Origin of the sequence: Pseudoalteromonas sp. SR44-2 (genome assembly GCF_014163745.1) — a bacterium.
GTDB classification, from domain to species: domain Bacteria; phylum Pseudomonadota; class Gammaproteobacteria; order Enterobacterales; family Alteromonadaceae; genus Pseudoalteromonas; species Pseudoalteromonas distincta.
Genome location: NZ_JACJDW010000016.1, coordinates 13,977 through 39,204, shown reverse-complemented (window position 1 = coordinate 39,204; position 25,228 = coordinate 13,977). Strand labels below are relative to the sequence as shown.

At 40.0% G+C, this 25,228-nt stretch carries 18 protein-coding genes and 1 pseudogene; 14 read left to right on the top strand and 5 right to left on the bottom strand.

What is annotated here, in order from left to right:
* Nucleotides 1-3: 3 nt before the first annotated feature.
* The 4 genes from H5115_RS11370 (at nt 4) to H5115_RS11355 (ending at nt 7,027) form a co-directional block, all read left to right on the top strand.
* Nucleotides 4-1,470, top strand: coding sequence for an N-6 DNA methylase (locus H5115_RS11370; RefSeq protein WP_182755360.1), 1,467 nt, complete (start codon nt 4-6; stop codon nt 1,468-1,470).
* Entirely contained in the window at nt 1,470-2,714 is a 1,245-nt protein-coding gene (locus H5115_RS11365) for a restriction endonuclease subunit S (RefSeq protein ID WP_259396386.1), read from the top strand. Before H5115_RS11370 ends, H5115_RS11365 begins: the two co-directional genes overlap by 1 nt.
* On the top strand, nt 2,714-5,224 hold the full coding sequence (gene hsdR / locus H5115_RS11360) for an EcoAI/FtnUII family type I restriction enzme subunit R (RefSeq protein WP_182755356.1): 2,511 nt from the start codon (nt 2,714-2,716) through the stop codon (nt 5,222-5,224). Before H5115_RS11365 ends, hsdR begins: the two co-directional genes overlap by 1 nt.
* Nucleotides 5,225-5,740: 516 nt before the next feature.
* Nucleotides 5,741-7,027, top strand: coding sequence for a hypothetical protein (locus H5115_RS11355; protein WP_039490525.1), 1,287 nt, complete (start codon nt 5,741-5,743; stop codon nt 7,025-7,027).
* 95 nt (nt 7,028-7,122) lie between these two features.
* Here H5115_RS11355 and H5115_RS11350 read toward each other — a convergent pair.
* Nucleotides 7,123-7,263, bottom strand: a pseudogene (locus H5115_RS11350) (transcription elongation factor GreB); the annotation flags it as partial.
* Nucleotides 7,264-7,458: 195 nt separating this feature from the next.
* Between H5115_RS11350 and ompR the strand changes: the two are divergent.
* Both ompR and envZ read left to right on the top strand, forming a co-directional pair.
* Nucleotides 7,459-8,178, top strand: a complete 720-nt coding sequence (ompR, locus tag H5115_RS11345; RefSeq protein WP_002959552.1) for a two-component system response regulator OmpR — start codon at nt 7,459-7,461, stop codon at nt 8,176-8,178.
* A gap of 5 nt (nt 8,179-8,183) precedes the next feature.
* Nucleotides 8,184-9,500 carry a two-component system sensor histidine kinase EnvZ gene (envZ, locus tag H5115_RS11340; protein ID WP_182755354.1) on the top strand — a complete coding sequence of 439 codons (1,317 nt, stop codon included), beginning with the start codon at nt 8,184-8,186 and terminating at the stop codon, nt 9,498-9,500.
* 19 nt (nt 9,501-9,519) lie between these two features.
* Here envZ and H5115_RS11335 read toward each other — a convergent pair whose 3' ends face one another.
* Entirely contained in the window at nt 9,520-11,562 is a 2,043-nt protein-coding gene (locus H5115_RS11335; RefSeq protein ID WP_182755347.1) for a glycoside hydrolase family 97 protein, read from the bottom strand.
* Between the two features lie 158 nt (nt 11,563-11,720).
* Here H5115_RS11335 and H5115_RS11330 point away from each other — a divergent pair, with 158 nt between their 5' ends.
* The 3 genes from H5115_RS11330 (at nt 11,721) to H5115_RS11320 (ending at nt 15,233) form a co-directional block, all read left to right on the top strand.
* Nucleotides 11,721-12,344, top strand: a complete 624-nt coding sequence (locus H5115_RS11330) for a methylamine utilization protein (protein ID WP_182755345.1) — start codon at nt 11,721-11,723, stop codon at nt 12,342-12,344.
* Nucleotides 12,334-13,566 carry a hypothetical protein gene (locus H5115_RS11325; protein ID WP_182755343.1) on the top strand — a complete coding sequence of 411 codons (1,233 nt, stop codon included), beginning with the start codon at nt 12,334-12,336 and terminating at the stop codon, nt 13,564-13,566. Before H5115_RS11330 ends, H5115_RS11325 begins: the two co-directional genes overlap by 11 nt.
* 65 nt (nt 13,567-13,631) lie before the next feature.
* On the top strand, nt 13,632-15,233 hold the full coding sequence (locus H5115_RS11320; protein WP_182755341.1) for a methyl-accepting chemotaxis protein: 1,602 nt from the start codon (nt 13,632-13,634) through the stop codon (nt 15,231-15,233).
* A 180-nt stretch (nt 15,234-15,413) separates the two neighbouring features.
* On the opposite strand, the gene speE is transcribed toward H5115_RS11320, so the two are convergent.
* The gene (speE, locus tag H5115_RS11315) at nt 15,414-16,277 is read right to left on the bottom strand and encodes a polyamine aminopropyltransferase (protein WP_182672577.1); all 864 of its coding nucleotides are present in this window, start codon (nt 16,275-16,277) and stop codon (nt 15,414-15,416) included.
* A 199-nt stretch (nt 16,278-16,476) separates the two neighbouring features.
* Between speE and speA the strand changes: the two genes are divergently transcribed.
* Genes speA through H5115_RS11295 form a run of 4 tightly spaced genes read left to right on the top strand, consistent with a single transcriptional unit; the run spans nt 16,477 to nt 21,498 of the window.
* The gene (gene speA, locus H5115_RS11310; RefSeq protein WP_002959544.1) at nt 16,477-18,357 is read left to right on the top strand and encodes a biosynthetic arginine decarboxylase; all 1,881 of its coding nucleotides are present in this window, start codon (nt 16,477-16,479) and stop codon (nt 18,355-18,357) included.
* A gap of 60 nt (nt 18,358-18,417) precedes the next feature.
* A complete protein-coding gene (locus H5115_RS11305; RefSeq protein WP_182682750.1) occupies nt 18,418-19,296 on the top strand; it encodes an acyltransferase in 879 nt (292 codons plus the stop codon).
* Between the two features lie 25 nt (nt 19,297-19,321).
* A complete protein-coding gene (locus H5115_RS11300; protein ID WP_002959541.1) occupies nt 19,322-20,242 on the top strand; it encodes an acetyltransferase in 921 nt (306 codons plus the stop codon).
* Nucleotides 20,239-21,498: a mechanosensitive ion channel family protein gene (locus H5115_RS11295; RefSeq protein ID WP_182755340.1), complete on the top strand. Its 1,260-nt coding sequence runs from the start codon at nt 20,239-20,241 to the stop codon at nt 21,496-21,498. Before H5115_RS11300 ends, H5115_RS11295 begins: the two co-directional genes overlap by 4 nt.
* On the opposite strand, the gene chrA is transcribed toward H5115_RS11295, so the two are convergent.
* Complete coding sequence (gene chrA, locus H5115_RS11290) at nt 21,455-22,609, bottom strand: chromate efflux transporter (RefSeq protein WP_182755411.1); 1,155 nt, start codon at nt 22,607-22,609, stop codon at nt 21,455-21,457. The genes H5115_RS11295 and chrA overlap by 44 nt on opposite strands.
* Before the next feature lie 190 nt (nt 22,610-22,799).
* Between chrA and H5115_RS11285 the strand changes: the two genes are divergently transcribed.
* Complete coding sequence (locus H5115_RS11285; RefSeq protein ID WP_002959537.1) at nt 22,800-23,432, top strand: OmpA family protein; 633 nt, start codon at nt 22,800-22,802, stop codon at nt 23,430-23,432.
* On the opposite strand, the gene H5115_RS11280 is transcribed toward H5115_RS11285, so the two are convergent.
* A complete protein-coding gene (locus H5115_RS11280) occupies nt 23,433-25,211 on the bottom strand; it encodes an ABC transporter transmembrane domain-containing protein (RefSeq protein ID WP_182755338.1) in 1,779 nt (592 codons plus the stop codon).
* Nucleotides 25,212-25,228: the final 17 nt, after the last annotated feature.

The window sequence follows — 25,228 nt, the reverse complement described above, 5'->3', positions numbered from 1 at the left end:
TACATGTTTGAACAAACATTTAAAAATATCGACGACATTTTCCATAAAGACGCAGGCTGCTCTAGTGAGCTAGACTACACCGAGCAATCGTCGTGGATGCTATTTTTAAAATACCTTGATGACTTAGAGTTTACAAAGTCTCAAGAAGCCGAATTGATGGCAGAAGAATACCAATACATTATTGAAGAGAAGTACCGCTGGAGTTCGTGGGCTGCGCCTAAAACCGCTAATGATGAGTTTGATCACGATAACGCCTTAACCGGCAGCGACTTAATGGATTTTGTTGATGGCGAGCTTTTCCCCTATCTTAAAGGCTTTAAACTACGTGCCAAAGGCCCTGACACCATTGAATATAAAATTGGTGAAATCTTTAGCGAGATCAAAAATAAAATTCAAAGTGGCTACTCACTGCGTGATGCGCTCGAAAAAGTAGACGAATTACGCTTTCGCTCACAAGAAGAAAAGCATGAGCTTTCACACCTGTACGAAGTAAAAATTAAAAACATGGGCAACGCTGGCCGCAACGGGGGAGAATACTACACACCACGCCCATTAATTCGTGCGATGATCGATATATTACAGCCACAAATTGGCGAAACCATATACGACGGTGCAGCAGGTTCGGCAGGCTTCTTATGTGAAGCCTACGATTACCTTCGCCAAGGTGGTGTCAGCAAAAAGCAGCTTTCAACCAGCGATTTAAAAACCCTGCAACAAAGCACCTTTTACGCCAAAGAGAAAAAGTCTTTGGCTTACGTTATCGCCATTATGAACATGATTCTACATGGCATCGAAGCACCTAACGTTATTCATACCAATACCCTAGGCGAAAATCTACAAGACATTACCCCAAGCAACCAGCACGATATTGTATTAGCTAACCCGCCGTTTGGTGGTAAAGAGCGCAAAGAAGTTCAGCAAAACTTCCCAATCAAAACCGGTGAAACCGCCTTCTTGTTTTTGCAGCACTTTATCAAAATGCTCAAGCCTGGTGGCCGCGCTGCCATTGTGATTAAAAACACCTTTTTATCGAATACCGATAACGCCGCCATTGCCTTGCGTAAAGAGCTATTAGAAAACTGCAACTTACACACCGTACTCGATTGCCCAGCAAAAACCTTCTTAGGCGCTGGGGTTAAAACCGTGGTGTTGTTTTTCACTAAAGGCGAACCAACACAAAAAACATGGTTCTACCAGCTAGACCCTGGCCGCAGCTTGGGTAAAACCAATCCGCTAAACGACACCGACTTAAAAGAGTTTATCGAGTTACAAAAAGGCTTTGAAGACAGTGCTAAATCTTGGTCATTGGCTACAACTGAACTTGATGATGCAACATGGGATTTATCGGCTAAAAACCCGAATCAAGCGGAAGAAGTGCCACTGCGTGAGCCGCAAGCCATTATTGAAGAAATCATCGCGCTGGATAAAGAGAGTGAAGCGATTCTGGGTAAGATTCAGGAGTTGTTGTGATGGGGTGGTCCATATCTAAAATGAGTGAAGTCACTAATATTATAAGTGGTGGCACACCTAAAAGCGGTATTTCCGACTATTGGTTTGGTGATGTTAAGTGGATTACGCCGAAAGATATGGGGAAAATCACTGGTATTTATGTCTCTGAAACAGGTAGAAACATCACTCAACTAGGGCTAGATAAATCTTCAGCTAAGCTAATTCCTGAAAACTCGGTAATTCTCTCAACCCGAGCACCTATTGGCTACCTAGCTATTAATACAGTTCCTATGGCAACGAACCAAGGTTGTCGGGGTTTGGTACCTAAAAATACTTTAGACACTAAGTTTTTGTATTATTTTTTATTGAAGAGTGTCTCATTATTAAATGATTTAGGAAGTGGAACTACTTTTAAAGAGCTATCTAAAACTGCTTTAGAGAGAGTAGAAATACCGCACCCTGAGATTACCGAACAAAAACACATCGTGGCTATTCTCGAGCAAGCCTTTGCCGATATAGAACAAGCCCGCGCCAAGACCGAGCAAAACCTCAAAAATGCCCGTGAGCTGTTTGAAAGCTACTTGCAGCAAGTATTTAGCGAGCGTGGTGAAGGGTGGAGAGCATCAAAATTAAAAGAGATAACGTCAAAAATAGGTAGTGGATCTACACCACGCGGAGGGAGGGCTTCTTATAAAAGCGAAGGTATTTCTTTGATTCGTAGTATGAATGTCCATGACCGACGCTTTAAAAATAAAGACCTTGCGTTTATTGATGACCAACAAGCAGACAAGCTTAGTAATGTTGTTGTAGAAAATAATGATGTTTTGCTAAACATTACTGGAGCTTCCGTCGCAAGGTGTTGTTTAGCTCCAGAAGAATATTTGCCTGCGCGTGTTAATCAGCATGTATCTATTATACGTGCCGATAGAACGGTTATTAGCCCGGCTTTTTTAAATTTTGTGTTAACTTCAAAATATTATAAAGACCAACTTCTAGGTATTGGTGAAGCAGGCTCAACTCGTCAAGCTATAACTAAAACCCAGATAGAAGAATTTGAGGTAAGTTATCCTGAAAACCTTGAAGATCAGCAAAATCTGCTGAGTAGCCTTTATTCTCTTGAAGAGAAAACAAATGATATTCAGAGAATATACAGAAAAAAACTATTGGATTTAGACGAACTCAAAAAATCTATCCTACAAAAAGCCTTTTCAGGTGAGTTAACGAAAACGCTTGAGGTTGATACAAACAAAGGAGCAATGGCCTAATGTCACAAGCAAGGACGCGTAACGAAGCCGACACTAGAGCGGATTTAATTGATCCTAAGTTAGTTGCTGCGGGTTGGGGTGAGGTTGATAACAGCTTTATTCGCCGCGAGCTTATTTGCCCAGGCCAAATTATGGCGGGTGGCAAACGCGCTAACAAAGTGCCGTGCGATTATGTGTTGGTATATAGAGGCCGTAAGCTTGCCGCAGTAGAAGCAAAAAAAGAAAGCCTTACTTATAGCGAAGGTGTGCGCCAAGCGAAAGACTATGCACAACGCCTGCAATGCCGTATTGCTTATGCCACTAACGGCCATGATATTTACCAGATTGATATGCTTACAGGCATTGAGACGCTGGTAGATGAATACCTGTCTCCGCAAGCGCTATGGGATTTAACCTTTGAGCAAAAAGGCGATACGCCAGAAGCGGATTATACGACAGCTTGGCGTGATGCGTTCTCTACTATTCCCTTTGAGGCCAAAGGCGATTGGGCACCCCGTTATTATCAAGAGAATGCCATTCATAATGCTCTTGAAGCCATTGCCCAAGGTAAAAATCGCATACTGCTTACATTGGCTACCGGTACAGGTAAAACGTGTATTGGTTTTCAAACAGCTTGGAAGTTATTTCAAACCCGCTGGAGTTTAACCGCGCAAAAAGATATTAGCCTTGCTAAAAAACGCCCCCGTATTTTATTTTTGGCCGACCGTAATATTTTAGCCAATCAAGCGTTTAATGATTTTGGCTCATTTGGTGAAGACGCCATTGTGCGCATTACCCCTGACGATATTCGTAAAAGAGGCGGCGTTCCTAAAAACGCTAGTGTGTTTTTTACAATTTTTCATACTCTTATGTGTGGGCCTAAAACCGAATTAAAAGAAACTACAACAGAAGAAGATGATAATACGCCAATAAAAAAGGCAGAAAATCCGTATTACGAGCAATACCCAGCTGACTTTTTTGATTTAATTATTATTGATGAATGTCACCGTGGTGGCGCAAATGATGAAAGTGCTTGGCGTGATATTCTTAATTACTTTGCCCCTGCTGTGCAACTGGGTTTAACCGCAACACCCAAACGCACCGATAATGCCGACACCTATGGTTACTTTGGCGAGCCTGTTTACAGCTATACTCTAAAAGAAGGCATTAACGATGGCTTTTTAACGCCATTTAAAGTGTTACCAATCGTTGGCACTATGGATGAGTACAAGTATATAGAGGGGGATGGTGTTGTTGTAAAAGGCGATCCTGAGCCCGGTAAACTGTATAAAGAAGGTGACTTTAACCGCATTATTACCATACCTCAGCGCGAAGAGCGCCGTGTACACTATTGGATGGATCGCTTTAATCCTAAAGAAAAAACCATCGTGTTTTGTGCAACACAAGTTCATGCCGGTATGGTGCGCGATTTTATTAATCAGTATGCAGTTAAAAAGGGCTGGACTACCAACACTAACTATTGTGTTCGTGTTACCGCTAACGATGGCGTAGCGGGTGAAAACGACTTAAAAACCTTTTGTGATAACGAAAAAACCATTCCGACAATTTTAACCACATCACGCAAACTCTCTACCGGCGTTGATGCGCGTAACGTACGTAACATTGTGCTCATGCGCCTTTGTAACAATATGATTGAGTTTAAACAGATTATAGGCCGAGGAACCCGCACATACGATGGCAAAGACTATTTTACCATTTACGACTTTGTAAAAGCGCACCATAACTTTGCTGATCCTGCTTGGGATGGTGAGCCAATACCCAGCGAAGTATGCCCTGAGTGCGGCACAACGCCGTGCCAATGTGAAGACACTGGCGGCGATGGAGCCGGTGAGAAGAAACCGTGTAAAGTGTGTGAACAAAAGCCATGTGTTTGTGAAAAGCCAGAGCCTGAAGGCTGTGAAAAATGCGGTGAAAGACCATGTGTATGCGAAAAGCTCGAAATAAAGCTCTCAGACGGCCGTACACGGCAAATTAAGCATATTTCCTCAGCAATGTACTGGAGCGCTGAAGGGAGGCCCATTACAGCTAAAGAGTTTGTTGAACGTATGTTTGACGACTTACCACGCTTTTTTGAAAATGAAGACCAACTACGCGAAATCTGGAGTGATCCAACCACTCGCGAAAAGCTATTAGAAGATTTAACCGAAGCGGGCTACGATAGCGAAAAACTCGATAGTATGAAAGCCGTAATTGATGCACAAGACAGCGATGTATACGATGTTTTATCCTACGTAGCGTATGCCTCAGAGGCACAAACACGCACTGAACGAGCTCAACAAGCAAAACCTAAAATAAACTCTGCTTTTAGCGATTATAAACAACAAGAGTTTATAAACTTTATATTAAGTAAATACATTGAAGATGGCGTGCAAGAACTCGCACCTAAAAAAATGCGCAGTTTAGTAGAGCTTAAATACAACACCATTAACGACGCCGCCATTGAGTTTGGATCACCGACAGCGATACGCGATACGTTTATTGGTTTTCAGAAGTATTTGTATGCAAGGTAGTTAAATTATATAACTATCTGTAAGCGGAGGAACAACGAATTAACTTTCTCAAGTTGATGTCTCTGAGCTACTACATATAACAGGTTCAAATAAATACTGCTTTAATAGCGTTTACTCATACATTGATACTCAGAATATTATACTGTAGCCAACGCGTTTGAGCATAAGTTTCAAATTTTCCTCAGGAATTTTTTAAATTCATTTAGCTATGCACTTACGTTATTTTGTTTATCGAATTTCTAATGACTAATTAAACATTTTCGTTTAAATCCAGACACATCATGATACCCATATCATTCTCTACTTAATTTGCTGTAATAGGGAATACTGTTGCACCCAGCCATAGCATAAAAGCAAGTTATAGATGTAATAGTTCAGTCTTAGTTTATAAAAATGAAAGTAAAAATGTATATTGTTAACTTTGTTTGAATTTAGGTGTTTTACATTTAGAATAGTAATAAATTACTAATAAACTAATTGAAGCCAATTCTTTAGGCTTTCTTTGTCTGGAAAAAAATGAAAAATTACGCTTATATTTGTTATGAACAAGCGGTTAGTGAAGCTGAAGTTGAACTAATAAATCAATTTTGGGAATTAGAGAAAGGTGAGAATATTAAATTTGCAAATAATGCTCAAAATGTATTTAAAGAATTTAAAAGCAAACTAGATAAGCCTTTGTCAATAATAAAAAGTAAAAGTAGCTGTACCAATGTTCATTCAGCATTTAACTGCGATAGCTGCAATAAAAAAAAACTATTTTCTACTCGTAAAGAGTGCATTGAGCAGTTTGAGTCTGAGCGATATGTGTGTAAAAGTTGCCTTGTTGAGTGCTATTTAAAAGATGGAAAATTAACAATAGAAAAGTTAGGTGAGTATATTGAGCAGAGGCTAAAGTCTGAAAGTGCAATTTCTTGTTTAACATATATCGAAAAACTATATTTATTTCTTCTACTTACACGGTTTAATGATGGCAATAAGGCGCCGATTAAGCATCATTACGATGCTCATTCAGAAACTCTCGGTTGCGAAGAAGCAGAAAAAAGAATGATGAAAAGCTTAATTTCCAAAGGTTTTTTAGTCCGCATCACTGAGCATGACTTTAGGGAGGCTCAAGCTCAAGGTCGTGAATCTATAAGATCTTTTCTAGGCGCTTGTTTGCATCTATTTATTCGCAAAGATAATATTTTATCTGAATTGCCAACTTATTCGACTTCATTCATCAACTCCTTTGGATTGTACTTACGCTACTCTGAGGAATATAGCTCAGTTAGCGAATTAACTAAGAGGTTATATGATGATATTTGCGCTCGCAAAGTTAGTAAGAATGATGTAGAGGAGATTCAAGAATTATTGGAAAAAAATAGGATATACAACATCCTGTTGATTATAGAAGACGCTTGTTGTGACTTTAAAGTTACAGTGCAAAAATCACTCCGTTTTGGGAATCTTTTACAGTACCTTGCCAAAAATTATTCATTACCGATTATTAGCTATGTTGTATACAAAGAAGCAAGAAATTTAAGTGCATATTTATATAACAGAAATATCCCCAGTTACATATCTGATAAACTTTTAACAAAGAGAATAGAAGAGTATTTAGACTTAATAAAAAGAAAGAATTACTCTGCTGTTTACACTCGTAGATTGCCTGAAAATATTAGAGTATCAGAAATGGAGGCTTTTTTTTGTAGGGAATTTAATGAAGATTGCTTTAACTGGTTTCATTTAACAAATGAGGAGGTTTTGGACTCCTGGATATCAGGTGCAACAATTGAGTTTAATGTTCCATCTTTACTAAGTTGAAGAGTACATTAAAATAGTACTTGTACTATTTATAAGTTGTTGTTTTTAATGTGAACTTTGTATTCATAGTATGTTTTATGGGGTTATAAAAAGTTGTCTGCGTTCTCAGAGCGATCTCCGAGGCTGGCTGCCCAGCTAACTATTTTTGTTACTTCTGGGCGTTTTACGTTCCATAGTTGATCGTGTTCTTGTTGTAATTGCAAGTAACCTTCGCGGGTAACTAAATTTGTTTTCATGGCCAATTCTTTATTAACTCTAATGGTGTGCACGTTATTAAATTTGCCAAAATTTGTCGAGCGTAAAATTTAATAAAGTACGAGTAAGGAAGCTTTGAAATGTTCAGTAACAATCTAAGCAAGTAATTAGTTTTTGATTATTAAGTTTTTCATTTATATTAACTAGTAATTGGATATAAAAATAAGAAAGAGATTATGGGACACGAGACCACAAAAGTATTAGTTGTTGATGACGATATGCGCTTACGCAGTTTGCTTGAACGTTACTTAGTAGAGCAAGGCTTTATTGTTAGAACCGCAGGAAACTCGGAGCAAATGGATAGACTCCTAGAGCGTGAAAACTTTCACTTAATGGTTCTCGATTTAATGCTTCCAGGCGAGGATGGTTTATCTATTTGCCGCCGACTACGCCAAAAAGAAAATGAAATTCCTATTGTTATGCTTACTGCAAAGGGCGACGAAGTCGACCGTATTATTGGCCTTGAACTTGGCGCTGACGATTACATTCCAAAACCATTTAATCCACGTGAGCTACTTGCTCGCATAAAAGCAATTTTACGCCGCCGCGCAAAAGAAGTGCCAGGTGCTCCAGCTGCTGAAGAAAACTTAATCGCTTTTGGTAAATTTACGCTTAATTTAGCAACGCGCGAAATGAGTGAAGGGGATAAAACAATATCGCTTACCAGTGGTGAGTTTGCAGTGCTTAAAGCGCTTGTTTCGCATCCGCGTGAGCCACTTAGCCGCGATAAGCTAATGAACTTGGCGCGTGGACGTGATTACAGTGCGCTTGAGCGAAGTATTGATGTGCAAGTATCGCGACTTCGCCGCATGATTGAAGTAGATGCTGCTAATCCTCGATATATTCAAACCGTTTGGGGTTTGGGGTATGTGTTTGTTCCCGACGGTGAAAAGTAATATTTATGGGCATGTTTCCGCGCAGTGCTTTTGGGCAAACTGTTTTTTTAGTGGCGGCTTTGCTGCTAATAAATCAAATAGTGTCTTATGTTACGGTTAGTTTTTATGTTGTAAAACCAACCATTGAGCAAGTTAACTTGATGCTTGCTAAGCAAATTAAAACGGTATTTATAGACTGGGAAGATGGCGTTGAAATAAACGACGAAGTATCTGCGAAGTTTTTTGAAATTACCGGCATTGAAGTGATGACGCAGCGCGAAGCAATGCGTCAAGGACTTGGGCAAAGCCGCGAATATTCTATGCTATCGCGTAGCATGACTGAGCAACTTGGTGGTTATTCTCGTGTACGTATTAGCCAAACTGATCCATTGATTTATTGGGTTGAAGCACCGCAAGCGCCAGGTTATTGGGTAAAAGTACCGCTTAAAGGCTTTAAAGAGAATAACTTAGAGTTTTTAACTTTTTACTTATCAAGTATTGGCTTTTTAAGTGTGCTGGGTGGGTGGTTGTTTGCAAGGCACCTTAATAGGCCATTAAAAGCACTGCAACAAGCTGCAGTGAAAGTAGGTAAAGGCGATTTTTCTACCAAATTAGAAGAAGAAGGCTCAACAGAAGTAATAGAAGTAACGCGTGCGTTTAATCAAATGTCGCGCGGAATTGCCGCACTTGAAAACGACCGCCGTTTACTAATGGCTGGTGTATCGCATGATTTACGTACGCCGCTTACGCGTATCCGTTTAGCCACCGAAATGATGGTTGATGAAGACGACTATCTTCGTGAAGGTATTATTTACGATATAGAAGATATGAACGGGATTATCGATCAGTTTATTGAGTATTTACGCCACCATAAAACAGATGAGCTAAGCTGCGAAGATATAAATGCTTTAGTTGCCGAGGTTGTAAATTCTGAGCTTCAGCATCAACGTACTATTACGTTTAAAAGTAATCCAAATATAGGCAATATACCCTTAAGCTCTGTGGCTATTAAACGTGTAATTACCAATATGATTGGTAATGCGCTGCGTTATTCTGAGGGCGATATTGAAGTACTTAGCTATTTTAATTCAAACAAAAAATACGTGGTTATTGCTGTAAACGACAGTGGCCCCGGCATTCCTGAAAACGAACTAGAGTCTGTGTTTGAGCCCTTTAAACAAGGCGATGCAGCGCGTGGCAGTGAAGGTAGTGGCTTAGGCCTTGCCATTATTAAACGCATTGTTGATATGCACGACGGTAAAGTAAAACTAGAAAACCGCCCAGAAGGCGGTTTAAGTGCACAAGTATATTTGCCAATCAAGGTATTAACCCCTGCACAATAAATACAGGGGTTTTATTGTATTAAAGTGCTTTAAAACGAATAGCTGTACCGCCACTAGTGGCTAATTTAAGCGTTAGTTTATCGCTTGCAGTTACAACACGTTTTTCGATAGCTAGATCGTACGGATTGTTTTTCCACTCTGCGCTTTTACCATCTTTATAAATTTGTGCTTCAAATTTTTTGCCTTGCTCTAAAAAGTCGAGTTTTACCTCAACAGATCTGGCTTTTTCGTCAGTAACAGCACCTAAGTACCAATCATTTCCTGAGTATTTAGTGCTTTTACGTTCTTTACGAGCGAATACAATAAAGTCGCCTACTTCACCATCAATAGCAATACTTTGCTGCCAATCTGTTGGTACGTCTTGAATAAATTGAAATGCGTCGGGCTTAGCCAAATAGTTTTTAGGTAAGTCGGCAGCCATTTGAATTGGGCTATACAAAACAACATAAAGTGCGAGTTGTTTGGCAAGTGTGGTTTGTGGGCGGTTTGTATCGCCTCCTAAACTATTAAAGCTCATATCAAAAATACCTGGCGTAAAGTCCATTGGTCCTGCAAGCATGCGGGTAAAAGCAAGCATTGGTACATGCTCTGGTGGGTTAGGTGGTGAACCCCATGCATTATACTCTTGTCCGCGTGCGCCTTCGCGCGCGATCCAGTTTGGGTAAGTACGGCGCAGGCCTGTATCTTTAATTGGCTCGTGAGTATTAATGCTAATTTTATGTTTAGCTGCAAGCTTTACGTTATAAAGGTATTCGTTAACCATAAATTGGCCGTCATGCCATTCATGGCGCGCAATACCGTTTTTGTCTATACGTTTTATATTTCCGCCATCGGCTACATAACCTGTTTTTACTTGGCTGACGTTTGATTTTTCGTAAAGTGTAAAGGCATCTTCCATTTGGTCTCGGTAGTTGCTTACATTGCCTGATGTTTCGTGATGGCCAATGAGCTGTACGCCTTTTTCTTTGCCGTATTGAGTCAGTGCTGCTATATCAAAATCATCGTACGGTTTGGTAAAGTTAAATACATCGCCATTAAAGTACCAATCGCCATCCCAGCCAATATTCCAGCCTTCAACGAGTACGCCATCAAAACCATACTGCGCTGCAAAATCCATATAGTATTTTGTGGTTTGCGTAGTGGCGCCGTGTTTTTTACCGCTACCCCAAGTTTGCGTGTTTATATGCATACCCCACCAAATACCGACGTATTTGCCAGGTTTAACCCACGACACGTCACCGAGTTTATTAGGCTCGTTTAGGTTTAGTATTATATCTGAATTAACTAAGCCAACAGCGCTGTCGGCTATTTGAATGGTGCGCCATGGTGTTTTAAAAGCGCCTTGCTTTTTAACGGCAATACCATCTGACCAAGGGGTTAAGTCGGCTGTAAATGTGCCTGGACGGCGCTGATTAAGCACCATACCCGCGTAATCAACAAGAGCGGCTTCATGAATACTAATATGAGTACCGTCACTTGTTTTAAACGTAAATGGTGTGTGGGCTAGTGGAGCTTCGTTAAGCGCGGTGGTGTTATAAACATATTCGTAGCGGTTCCAGCCACGAGCAGGTATCCACCATGCTGTTGCATCATGGCTATTGTTTATTGCAAATTCAGTTAACTCTTTAGTTATTTCTGTATGTTCGAAGCCGGTTTGTTGTGGCACTTCGTATCTAAAACCTACACCACTATCAAATGCTTTAAATCGAATAGTGTAGGTACCTTTATTTGGCTCGTTTTTTGTAAAGGTAACGGCTACTTCGTTATATTCGTCAACAACGTTTTGGCGTTCGCCCCAAGGTTGTTGCCACTGCGAGTTAACGCTTTGTTGTTCAATGCTTTTAATTTTAAAGCCATCGCTAAAAGCTGCTTGTGTTTTAAATTCAAACCCCAGTAAAGATTTGTTTATAACCGCTTTGTTTTTAAATTTTATGGCGTAGCTTGGCGTGTTGTTTTCGTCTGAGATGCTTACTGTTATTTGTGTGTCTGGCGATTTTAGCTCTACAGTTTGTCCGTAGCTATTACTAGCAAAGGCTAAAAGCACAAGTGCAGGGGTTCTCATGGTGTGTCCTTAGATGAGTCGGTGGTGACATTTAAGGATAATGACTGTTGATGATTAATACGACTGCCTACATACGTATTCAATGTTTTAAAAAATAGAAAGAATTTAGTGGTTTAATCGGTCTATAATGTAAACAAATTGATAATAGCGACAAGAAAATGATAAAAAGCTTACTTTGTGTATTTTTACTAAGTGTTAGTACTGGAGTTTTTGCAGCAAATATAACAATTAAAAATGCTAATAATGGCCCATTACCTAATGCTGTTGTGTGGCTAACTGCAGGAGATTCCTTTGGCGTTATTCCTCCAGAAGCACCTTATGCGATGACCCAGCAAAATCGAGAATTTAAGCCGCGTATTTTAGTTGTCCCACAAAATGCAAAGGTAGAGTTTCCGAATGCGGACTCAATCATGCATCATGTTTATTCATTTTCTAAAGCTAAAACATTTGAATTAAAGCTATATAAGGAGCACCCAAAAGCGCCCATTACTTTTGATCAAACAGGGGTTGTTGAGCTTGGCTGTAATATTCATGATTGGATGTTAGGTTATATTGTGGTGGTCGATAGTACTATTTTTTCAATCACTGATGAAAATGGTCATGTTGATTTAAATGCCAATGTAGGCGAATACACGTTAAGTGTTTGGCATTCTGGGTTTAGTGATATTAGTAAGGTTGAATCTCAAACTATTACTGTGGCTACTAACCCGATCACTTATAAAGTAAAGCAGGAAATTGCGGAGCAAATTGACTTTGCTACGGATGAATTTGATGACTATTAATCGCTTAATGAGGCTGGCATTTTTAGCCGGTGCTTTATGTTTTAGTAATGCATTGTATGCACAAGTAAAAGGCTTGATACAAATTAGAGCCGTGCAGGGGGACGATATACGTAGCTTCCAAGAGGGCGGCCTTGGGCTATATCGGCACGATACTAAAAGCGACGAACTTATTTTATCCCAAGGTATTTTAGATTTTAATGTTGATTTAGCATCTAGTTGGTCGGCTCATGGGGTGTTAAATGCGAATCAAGATCCTGACGTTGGCCTTGGTTTTACGCAAGCTTATATAAAGTATCAGCCGCTATCTAACAGCAACTATAAATGGCATGTGCGTGTAGGGGGCTTTTATCCACTTATGTCGCTTGAAAACCCTGATATAGGATGGACTTCTCCTTATAACTATACAAACTCAGCTATTAATAGCTGGATAGGCGAGGAAGTACGCACTGTTGGCGCAGAGGTAACTATTAAGCGCCCAGCAAAACGTTTTAACAGCGCTCATAGCTTTAGTTTTGTAGGTGCTACATTTAAAGGCAATGACCCTGCCGGTACTTTACTTGCTTGGCGTGGTTTTGCATTACACGATAGGCAAACTACATTTAACGAAAGTGTTAAATTTGCGCCTGTAGCGGCATTAAATGCATACGAATTACGCTGGCAAGCTAATCAGGTTTTACCGTTTGAAGAAGTAGACGGACGTTTTGGCTATTACGCTGGCGTACACTGGGATTACTTAAAAAAATCACAATTTCGAATTTATTATTACAACAATAACGGTGACCCAACCACACTTAATATTAGTACAGGGCAGTATGCTTGGGATACTCGCTTTACAAGCGCCGCTTGGCTTTATAAGTTTAATAATAAAACCCGCTTTATAGCACAGGTACTTAATGGTAAAACCGAAATGGGCGCTAATGCTTTAATAGATAATGCCTTTTACAGCCATTATTTAATGTTAAGCCATAAAGAAGGCAAGCATCGAGTTTCTGTACGCTACGATTACTTTAAAGTGACAGATAACGACACTACTGCGTTTGATCCTAATGCAAGCAATGGAGAAGGTTTAACCGCAACATGGCGCTACCAGCTCACTAATAAACTACAAATAGGGGTTGAAGGTTCTGCACTTAAAAGTGTTGCAAAAAATAGAGAGCCAATTGGATTTAATGAACGAATCTCGCAGCAGCAAATAATGCTAAACGCTCAATGGCGATTTTAGGTTTTATAAACTAGATTTATTATCAAAAAGGTAGGTATTAAATATGGTTTTTTTTGGAGTAATTAATGAATTTGAATAGTATCCGCGTCAAAGTCTCTTTTCCTATTGTTATTTTAGGTATTGCTATCTTGTCGTTAATTATTGGGTATTCATACTTAATTAACTTACAAAAAAATGCATTAGATGTGCAATCCGATAAATTTATTAAGGCTGTGTCTCTTGCTTTGAGTGCCGACAGGGATTTGTATCAAGCAAAGGTTGCTGAGTTAAATTTAGTCGCACATAACGACAATAAAGAAGCTTATTTGCAAAAGCATAAAGAAAATGCCGAGCAAGTAACACAAAGGTTAGAGCAGTACTTAACTTTGTTATCGGACTATCCAAAAGCTATAAATGGGCTTCGCGGTTTTGATGGTGCTTATAATACTTGGTTAAACGCTTCACTGGCCTATATGAATGATAAAACAAATCTAAAAAAACAGTCTCAATCAGAAAAAGCATTTGACGAATTAAGAGCTACGCTTGATCAAGCTGGTGAATTAGCAGAGCAAACATCGGTTGAAGAAGTTCAAAAACTATCAGACACAATTGCTTCAACTAAGTTAACTATGCTTATTTTTGTCATATTAATTTTATTAGTGGCGTGTTGGTTTAGTTACCTTATTCCTAAGCAATTAACACAGAAAATTAACTATGTAACTTCTCGTATTAACGATATAGCCTCTGGTGATGGCGATTTAACTGGCAGGATCGCTATAACGTCTAAAGATGAATTTTCTGAACTTGCAACGCAGTTCAATCGTTTTCTCGACAACTTACAGCAATTAATTCGCGATATTTTAGAGCAATCAAAAGAGCTAAGTGAATTAGGAGGTGAGTTAAGTCAGGTTGCAAATAAAAACAATGCTGTAAATCAAACGCTCAGCCAAGCCTCTGAGTCAATAGTAAGTGCAGTGCATGAAATGAGTGTAGCAAGTAGAGAAGTTGCAGGTGTTGCTCAGCAATCATCAACAGAAGCTGATAAATCGTTAAATTTAGCTCAGCAAGGACTAACAGCGGTTGCGCACTCTAGTTCTCGTATTATTTCTTTGTCGCAAAATATGGAGCAAGCTATGGCGCGCTCTACAGAACTACAACAAAGTTCTGATAACATTGCCAAAGTACTTGAGGTCATTCGTGCAATTGCAGAGCAAACAAATCTGCTGGCGCTTAATGCTGCTATTGAAGCCGCGCGAGCTGGTGAATATGGTAGAGGTTTTGCTGTGGTAGCAGATGAAGTAAGAACATTGGCTACACGCACGCAAGTAAGCACAAACGATATTCAAAAAATGATAGAGCAATTTGCAACGAGCGTAGAACAATCAATTAAAGCGATAGATGAAGGTAAGCAATTTGCAGATGATGCGGTTGGCTCGTTTAGTAAAACTAATGATGTGCTTAATGCAATGCAAAGCTCGTCTACTAAAGTAAATGATATGGCGATGCAAACAGCGCAAGCGACTGAAGAGCAGACAACGGTTGCAGATGAAATAAGTCAAAACCTATCATCATTAAACGATCAAACTTTAGAAGGGGGGGCGCTTGCTCGAACTACTGAAGATGTATCTAAAAACATGGAACAATTGACAGATGAGCTAAATCACTTAGTGCATCGATTTAAAGTTTAAATAAGCTGATTATCGGGTTAGATAACTCTTTAAGGTTTTGAAATATAATTGTACTTATATTATTTGCTAGCTAGAGTTCAGCTTGAATCGTCATTATAAAAATAAAAAGGGACTTTAAAAGTCCCTTTTTTAATGCAATTTTAACCCTGGAAAGTCAACAAAGCCTAAAGTGCATTAGTATTACTTTTTATCAAAAGCGCGTTTCATGTAGTTAGGTGTAGCTAGTGCACCATGGTGAATACCGCTGTTGTAGTATTCACTTTGCTCAGCTATTTGTGCTGCGCCGTCTTCTCTAAAACCGTCAAATGCTTGTGATTTACGCGCAAGTGTTACTGACCATAAGCCGCTTGGGTAAATTGGTTGCGGGAATGGCAGTGTTTGTAAATCGTTAAAGCCTACGCTTAGCATTGCTTCGCGCATTTCAACTAATAATGGCATATGCATAAGAGGTGATTCGCTTTGTTGTACTAAAATACCACCTGGGCGCAGTGCATCTAAACAGCTTGTGTAAAACGCATGATTAAATAAACCTTCACCTGGACCCACCGGATCGGTGCCATCAACAATAACCACGTCGATAGATTCGCCAGTGGCTTCGCGCATGTATTTAATACCGTCGTCAAACATAACCGTTGCACGGGCGTCGTTGTTAGATTCACAAAGCTCTGGGAAGTATTTTAACGACATTTGCGTTACTACTTCATCTATATCTATTTGCGTTACAGTTTCTACGCCTGGGTGTTTTAATACTTCGCGTAAAGTACCGCAGTCGCCGCCGCCAATGATAACGACGTTTTTAGGGTTTGGGTGCGCTAAAAGTGCAGGGTGGCTGATCATCTCATGATAAAAGAAGTTTTCGCGGGTTGTTACCATAGTACACCCGTCGATGATCATTAAATTACCAAAGTCTGTGGTTTCAAACATTTCTACCTTTTGAAAAGGAGACTGTTTTTCATCTAACTTTTTATTAATACGTAATGAAAATGCGCTGCCATCGCGGTCGCTAATTTCAGTAAACCACTTACTTTGATCTAAATTTGCCATAGTTACTATTACACTTTTTTAGGTTGAGTATGAAAAAGGGGCAATTCTGCCAGTGCTTGGCGTTTTGCTCAATGACATTTTAACTGATTTGACGAATAAAGTTAGTTAGGAGTGAGTGAAAGTTCAATTTTTGTTAGCCTAGTGGATAGTGACGTATTAAAATGCGCCTTTATACCTAATTGACTAAAGAAGAGTTGCCATGACCTGGGGTTTAGAAACAGCACGCGCCACTTATAACGTTGCTCATTGGAGTGATGGTTATTTTGATATTAACGCACAAGGCGAACTGGTGGCTTACCCAGATGGCGACCAAACAAAACCGGCCATTTCTTTAACGCAATTAACTGAGCAGTTTAAGCAACAAGGTTTAACGTTGCCGGTTTTAGTACGCTTTACTGATATTTTAAAAAATCGTGTAGACACACTTACTAACGCGTTTACGCAAGCGCGAGCAAATCGTGAATATAACGGAAAATACACCTGTGTTTACCCAATAAAAGTAAATCAGCAACGTTCTGTAGTAAGTAAGCTATTAGCGCATCCAAGCGGGCTTGTTGGCCTAGAAGCAGGCTCAAAGCCAGAACTTATGGCTATTTTGGGCGTAGCAAAAGAGCCAATCACAATAGTGTGTAACGGCTATAAAGACAGTGAGTTTTTACGCTTAGCATGTATTGGTCAAGCCATGGGTCACAGCGTAAAAATTGTGGTAGAGAAACTTTCAGAACTAACCACACTACTTGAAGAAATAGACAACCTAGGCATTGAACCTGCTATTGGTATTCGTATTCGCCTAAATTCAGTAGGCAAAGGCAAGTGGCAAAACACGGGCGGCGAAAAAGGCAAGTTTGGTTTAACGGCAGGCCAAGTACTAAGTGCTGTTGAAGTGCTGAAAAAGCATAATAAGCTGCACTTAATGCAAATGGTGCATTTTCATATTGGTTCTCAAATTGCCAACATTCGTGATATTCACCGTGCTTTGCGTGAATGTGCACGCCACTTTGCTGAACTTACGCAATTAAATGTACCGTTAAATACCGTTGATGTGGGTGGCGGATTAGGCGTTGATTACGAGGGCTCTGGCTCGCGCAGCGCGTGTTCAATGAATTACACCGTAGAAGAGTATGCGCGTAACGTAGTGAATGCATTTGCAGAAGTGTGCGATCAGCATAACCTTACGCATCCGGCCATTATCACCGAATCGGGGCGTGCTTTAACCGCTCACCATGCGGTATTAATTACCGATGTAATTGACGTAGAAAAAGCGCCAAATCATTTAAATCCAGAGCCACCGCTTGAAAATAGCGCGTTAGTGCTTGATGAAATGTGGCAGTGTTTACAGCGTTTAAACCCGCGTATGGCACTTGAGATTTATCATGACGCTATGCACTTATTTAGCGAAGCGCACGATCAGTACGTGCATGGCTTAGTAAGCATGCTAGAGTGGGCGAAAATAGAGCAGCTTTACTTTACTATTTTACATCGTGTACGTGCATCGCTTAGTAATAACGCGCGCGCGCACCGTGAAGTCCTCGACGATTTAAACGAAAAGCTTGCCGATAAACTCTTTGTTAACTTTTCATTATTTCAGTCATTGCCTGATGTATGGGGTATTCAGCAGTTGTTTCCGGTTATGCCAATCGAAAACTTAACTCAACCATTGACTCAGCGCGCGATTATTCAAGATATTACCTGTGACTCTGACGGTCAAATCCGCGAATACGTTGAAGGCGCTGGTATCGAAACCAGCCTACCAATACCAGAATATAAACACGGCGAGCAATACCACATTGCTATGTTTATGGTGGGTGCATATCAAGAAATTTTAGGCGATTTACATAACCTATTTGGTGACACTGATTCAGTGCACGTAGAGCTTAACGATGAAGGTTATGTGTTAACCAATGCTATAAAAGGTGATAGCGTTAAGGATGTATTAAAGTTTGTTGACTATGATAGCGCCATTTTAGCTGACAACTTTGCGTACCAAGTTAATAAACTTGATGTATCAGCGCAGTGTAAAGAAGGTTATTTAGCTGAGCTTAATGCAGGCCTTGAAGGCTATACCTATTTTGAAGATTAATTTGTAAGCAACTGAAAGCGCAGTATTAGTGGCTGCGCAATGTTTAAAGGAATGGAAGTAATGTCAGTTATTCGCGGTGTATTTAGTATTATTTTTTACACAATAAACACACTTTTTTGGTTTGTGCCTATTTTTATTTGTGGGCTTATAAAGCTTATACCTATTAAGCCTCTACAAAAGATTATGAGCTGGGCTGCAAAGCAATTTGCAACTATTTGGGTGACCTTTAATAGTTTAAATCAAAAGTTATTTACGCCAACTAAACTTAATGTAACTGGCCTTGAAGACCTTAAGCTAAAGGATTGGTACCTAGTAATTGCAAATCACCAAAGCTGGGTCGATATTTTAGTATTGCAGCGCGTGTTTAACCGTAAAATTCCATTTTTAAACTTCTTTTTGAAAAAAGAGCTTATTTACGTGCCTATTCTAGGTTTGTGTTGGTGGGCGCTTGATTTTCCGTTTATGACCCGCACGAGTAAAAGCCAATTAAAAAAGAATCCAAAGCTGCGTGGCAAAGACTTAGAAACCACGCGTAAAGCCTGCGAAAAATTTAAAGAGATGCCAGTAAGTGTGGTTAACTTTGTAGAAGGCACTCGTTTTACTACACAAAAGCACGCGCGCCAAAATAGCCCGTTTCCACATTTATTAAAACCAAAAGCGGGCGGTATTGCTTTTGTAATGCAAGCGATGGGCGAGCAAATTACTAAAGTGGTTAACGTTACAATTCATTACCCAGATGGCATTCCTACATTCATGGATTTTGCAGGTGGTAAGGTAAAAAATATCAACGTACACGTGGATGTAAGGCCTGTAAGCGAAGAGCTTATTGGTGACTACACCGGCGATTCTGAATTTAGAGTACGCTTTCAAAGCGAGCTAAATCGTTTATGGGAAAATAAAGAGCAAACATTACAATCGCTCGAAAAACACCCCAAATAAAAGGCAAAAATATGAGCTTACAGTTATGCTAAAAAAGTGGTTACCAAATTGGCTTAACGGCTTAATTGTGGGCTGCGTATTGTTTTCTAATGTAATGCTTTTTGGCTCACTAGTATTTGTACTAGGGCTTATTAAGTTATTACTGCCTTTGTCTGTTGTTAACTCTTTATTGCACAGCGCTTATCGAGGGTGGTGTAATGGCAATCGGTTTGGCTTGTGGCTAGGTTGTCCTAATATTGTGGTTGATATAAGTGGCGATTTAAATTCAAAAAGTTGGTATTTACTTATATGTAATCACACGAGTTGGTTAGATATAACCGTGCTTAGCTCATTACATGCATTGCCAGCCCCTAAGTTTTTTTTAAAAGATGAATTAAAATACGTGCCTTTTATTGGTACTGGTGCGTGGGCTATGGGTATGCCGTTTATGAAACGGGTAAGCAAAGCACAGCTTGCTAAAAACCCAAAGTTGAAAGGGTTGGATGTAGAGCGCACAAAGCACAGCTGTCGCAATTTTCGTCACTATCCTACTACCATCGTTAATTTTGTTGAAGGCACACGCTTTACGCCAGCTAAGCATAATCTGCAGCAAAGTCCTTTTAAGCACTTATTAAAACCCAAAGCGGGTGGCATTGCTTTTGCGCTTGAAGTGCTAGCCAACCAATTTGATGCCATGCTAAATACAAGTTTAGTGTATAGCGGTAAAACAGATCACGTTTGTCGGAACTTACTCAAAGGCGAGCTAGATTCTATTTATGTTTCAATAGACGTAACGCCCATTAATGACAATATGCAGGGCAGCTATCAAACCGATGACGTATTTAAAGCTAATTTTCAACATTATGTGAATGAGCTATGGGTTGCAAAAGATCAGCAGCTTGCCGATATTTATGCTCAACAAGATTTACCTGAACCACAAATCAGTAAGGAAATTGAAACACTATGACCAACACCCACCTACAGGAGTTAATAGCTCCTTGGTTTGAAAAAGTACCCGATGCGAATTTTCTTAGTTCTATTACCGCAGTTTCAATAGGGATTTTTTCTTTATTAATTGTTTACTTATTTACTCGTAGGTTAATGTTACCAGGCATTCAAAAAGTGGTAACTAAGCTTTCGCCTCAACGTATTGGTTCGTTGTCGCCTATGCTTAATAAACTTAATAGACGTATTGCAGGTATGCTTTGCTGCGTATTATTTTTGGCGACCTTTGACAGTGTTTATCCGGTTAATGAGCTGACCGCTGAAATTTTGAAAACGGTTGGCCAAGCTATACTAATTATTCATGTAGGTTTTATTTTTAGCAGTATTGTAAGTATTGCGGGTTCTATTTATAACCAATTGGAGTTTGCACGCGAAGTCCCTATTCAGGGCTTAATTCAGGTTGTTAAGCTAATCACCTTTATTGTGTGTGCTATTTTAATTGTAAGTATTTTCCTTGAGAAATCTCCCACTTATATTCTCTCTGGCTTTGGTGCTATTGCAGCTGTTACGTTATTAGTATTTAAAGACACTATTTTAGGCTTTGTAGCGAGTATTCAAATAGCAGCAAATCGCCTAGTAACTTATGGTGATTGGATTCAAGTAGAAAACTACGGCGCCGATGGCGAAGTAATTGATTTGGGTTTAAACACTGTAAAGGTACGTAACTGGGATAACACCATTACAACTATTCCAACTTATATGCTAGTTGCGGGTTCGTTTAAAAACTGGCGTGGTATGCAAGAGTCGGGCGGTAGACGTATTAAACGTTCACTTAATATAGATATGCACAGTATTTGTTTAGTAAGTGATGAATTTAGAAAGCAAATAGATGCGGCTATTCCGCTTCATGACTATATCCGAGTGACGACATTACCCGCTCAAGTTTCTAATTTAGGGCTGTTTCGTCGTTATGCTGAGGGCTATTTAAAGCAGCACAGTAAAATTAATACGTCGCTTACGTTAATGGTACGAGAGTTACAACCAATGAACCACGGGTTACCGATTGAGTTTTATTGCTTTAGTGAAGACAAGCGCTGGATTTCGTACGAGCATCTACAAGCCGAAATAATGGACCATTTACTTGCAGTATTGCCAGTGTTTGGGCTTAGGGCATATCAAAGTGTTAGTGGGCAATTAAGCCCTTCTAACGAGCAACAAACAGATAAGCCAACATTTAGAGTGATGGCAAATAGTGCTGCAAAAGACCCACAGCAATAAATAAAGCTAAGAGCCACCAAATAGGTGGCTTTTTAAATCGCAGCCATGCAAATGTAATTATTATTAACGCAACCTGCCAAAGGTTATGCACAGCCGATGTCCAAATTGGTGAATACAATGCGGCCGCTAAAAAACCGACTACCGCTGCATTAAGCGCCGCTATTGAACTTGCAAAACGTGGCTTACTTGCCAAATTAATCCAACTCTTCTGAAACGCCAGTATAAGTAAAAAACCAGGCATAAATATAAGCAGTGTAGCTATAAGGGCACCCACTAAAGGCTGCTCAGTAGTAAGTTGTGCGCCTAAGTAAGTAGCAATAGTAAACATTGGCCCTGGCACTGCCTGTGCACTTGCGTAAGCACTTAAAAACTGATCATCACTCAATGCTGGTACGCCAGCTTGAAGTACCGGCAGTACTACGTGTCCGCCGCCAAACACCATTGCACCCGCTTGGTAAAAAGGGGTAAACAAAGCAAACTCATGCCCTAGTGGAATAAAGCTAACCCCAAGTAAGAGCGCAAATAACCCCAGTGCAATCCAATTAATATTACTGTTTTTACTGCTAATATCTTCTGCTACTGTGCCAAGTTTTAATAAAGGCCATATAGCACCTACTGTTGCAGCAGTGATTAAAATCGCTATTTGAGTTCCCATCATTGGAAATAACACCAAGGCAAGTGTACTCATTATCGCAAGTAACTTAAGCGCAGCACTTGTACAAAAGCTTTTAGCCATACTAAGTGTTGCATCAGCGACTATAACAACGGCAAATAACTTTAAGCCTGCAATAATTGCAAAGTAAACAGCGTCAAACTGATGGGCACTAACCGCAAGCAGCACCATTATTAAAAACGAAGGCAAGGTAAAGCCTACAAAAGCAGCTATACCACCCAGTACTCCTGCACGCTCAACACCAATAGCAAAACTAACTTGGCTAGAGCCTGGCCCTGGTAATGCTTGGCTTAAACTAATAAGTTGTGCGTAACGGGTGTTAGTTAGCCAATTTAACGAGTCTACAAAGTGGCGCTTAAAATAGCCTAAATGCGCAGCGGGGCCACCAAAACTCATGCACCCTAGTAAAAAAAATTGTCTAAAAATAGCAATTAACATTGCGCCAATATCCTTTGTAAAATTCATTAAATTGTCACAGCGTAGTATGACATTTTTATTAAAACGGCACATTAGTTTGAGGTCTGTTTAACAATCAAGCAAGATGCGCTGCTTTTAACACTCTCTTCATAGTTTGTTCATACATGTATTTGCATACTCTTGCTAAATTCTTAATGAATAGGGTATCACCATGACTTTAACTAAATCACTTTTAAGCGTAACCGTAGTAGCTGTATTACTTTCTGGTTGTGAAATGAATAACACCGGCAAAGGTGCGGCTATTGGCGCAGCAGCGGGTGGCGTATTAGGTAAAGCAACAAGTAACCATAAAGATAAGCGTATTTTTATAGGCGCTGCTATCGGCGCACTAGCTGGCGCTGCAGTTGGTAACTACATGGATAAGCAAGAAGAAGCATTTCGTGATGAACTTGCAGGCTCTGGTGTTGAAGTTGTACGTGAAGGCGATAACTTGCGTTTAGTTATGCCATCTAATATTACGTTTGCGACCGACCAATCTTATATTTCGTCTGGCTTTAACGATACCTTAGATGCTATTGCTAAAGTGATGAACAAATACGAAAAAACGTACCTAAGTATTGAAGGCCATACAGATAGCACAGGTAAAGACAGCTACAACATGAACCTATCGCGTGAACGTGCTCAAAGCGTTAAAAACTACTTAGTGAACCAGCAAATCATGGCTGAGCGTGTAAGTACTATGGGTTATGGCGAAACACGTCCAATTGCGACTAACGATAGTGCAAATGGCCGTGCTCAAAACCGCCGTGTAGAAATTCAAATAGTACCAAACACTGAAGAATAATTAGTCTTTATTAAACTGTAATTCACACAGTTTTTGATACAACGGGTTACTTGCTACTAATTCTTGGTGGGTACCCGTTGCTATAATCTCTCCATTTTCCATTACCACAATCACATCGGCATGTTTAACCGTTGCTAGTCTATGGGCAATAATAAGCGTGGTGCGGTTTTGCATTAAATGCTCAAGCGCTGCTTGTACATGGTGCTCACTTTGCGCATCGAGTGCGCTGGTGGCTTCATCTAAAAGCAGTATTTCAGGGTCTTTTAGTATGGCACGCGCAAGCACAATACGTTGCTTTTGCCCCCCCGATAACCGCACACCTTGCTCACCTAAAAAACTGTTATAACCTTGCGGTAATTGTTTAATAAATTCATCTGCATGAGCATGTTTGGCAGCGGCATATACTTGCTCGTCACTTGCTTTTGGGTTGCCGTAGCGAATGTTATGCATTACATCGGAGCTAAACAAGATAGGGTTTTGCGCGACCATACCCATTTTACCTCTGAGGGTATTAAGCGATAATTCTTTAATGTTTATATCTTTAAATTTAATGGCTCCGCTTGCCGGATCGTAAAAGCGCTGTAGTAATTCAAATAAGGTTGTTTTACCTGCGCCAGAAGGGCCAACAATAGCCACAGTTTGGCCTTGAAGTATATTTAAACTTATTTTATTAAGTGCGCTTACGTCTGGGCGAGAAGGGTAGTTAAAGCTTATATTCTCAAGCGTAATAGCAGGGCTGTTACTATTTTTTAGTAAGTTACTATCTTGTGGATTTAGTGGGTTTTCTATCTCACTTTTAACAGCAAGTAACTCAAGTAATCTTGCAGCTGCGCCTGCTGCGCGTTGTAGTTCGCCATATACTTCAGCAACGGTTGCCACCGACATTGCCACCATAATAGCGTAAAACACAAAGGCTCCTAGCTCACCGCCAGTCATGGTACCTGCTAATACGTCGCTGCCGCCGACCCACAGCATTGCGCTAATAGCACTAAAAGTTAAAAATATTACCGCTGCAATTAAAAACGAGCGTTGTTTAATGCGGCTTTTAGCCACATTAAAGGCTTTTTCGGTTTCAAGTGCAAAAGCGTGCTGCTCTTGCTCTTCGTGGCTATAGCTTTGCACAACTTTAATATTTTGAATGATCTCGCCGGCATAGGTGCTTATATCGGCTATGGCATCTTGGCTGGAGCTTGCAAGTTTGCGCACCTTTTTACCAAATATCATCATAGGAACAAGTACCAACGGCACACAAGCAACAACCACTAAAGTAAGTTTTAAATTAGTAAACAACAGCATAGCAAGTCCACCAACCAGCATAAGTACACTGCGAAGCGCCATAGAAAATGATGAACCAATAATTGATTGCAGTAAGGTTGTGTCGGTTGTTAAACGCGACATAAGCTCGCCACTGCGGTTTTCTTCAAAGTAGCTTGGGTGCAAAGTAACAATGCGATTAAACACGGCTTTGCGAATATCGTTACTGACTCGTTCGCCAATCCACGACATTAAATAAAAGCGGCTAAAGGTGCCCACGGCCAATAAACTAATTAAACCAATAAGCACTAATACAGCTTGTTGTAGCTGATCTTTAGAGCCAGCAATAAAGCCATGATCTATGACAAACTTAACCCCTTGCCCTAATGATAAGTTAACACCAGCGGTGACTAAAAGGGCAGCAAGCGCCGCCACTACCATCCATTTATACGGTTTAATAAACGCAAAAATAGGTAATAAACTACTAAAAGCGGCTTTTTCGGGCTTAGGGCTTGTTTTTGACATAGTGGATTCTTTTTAAA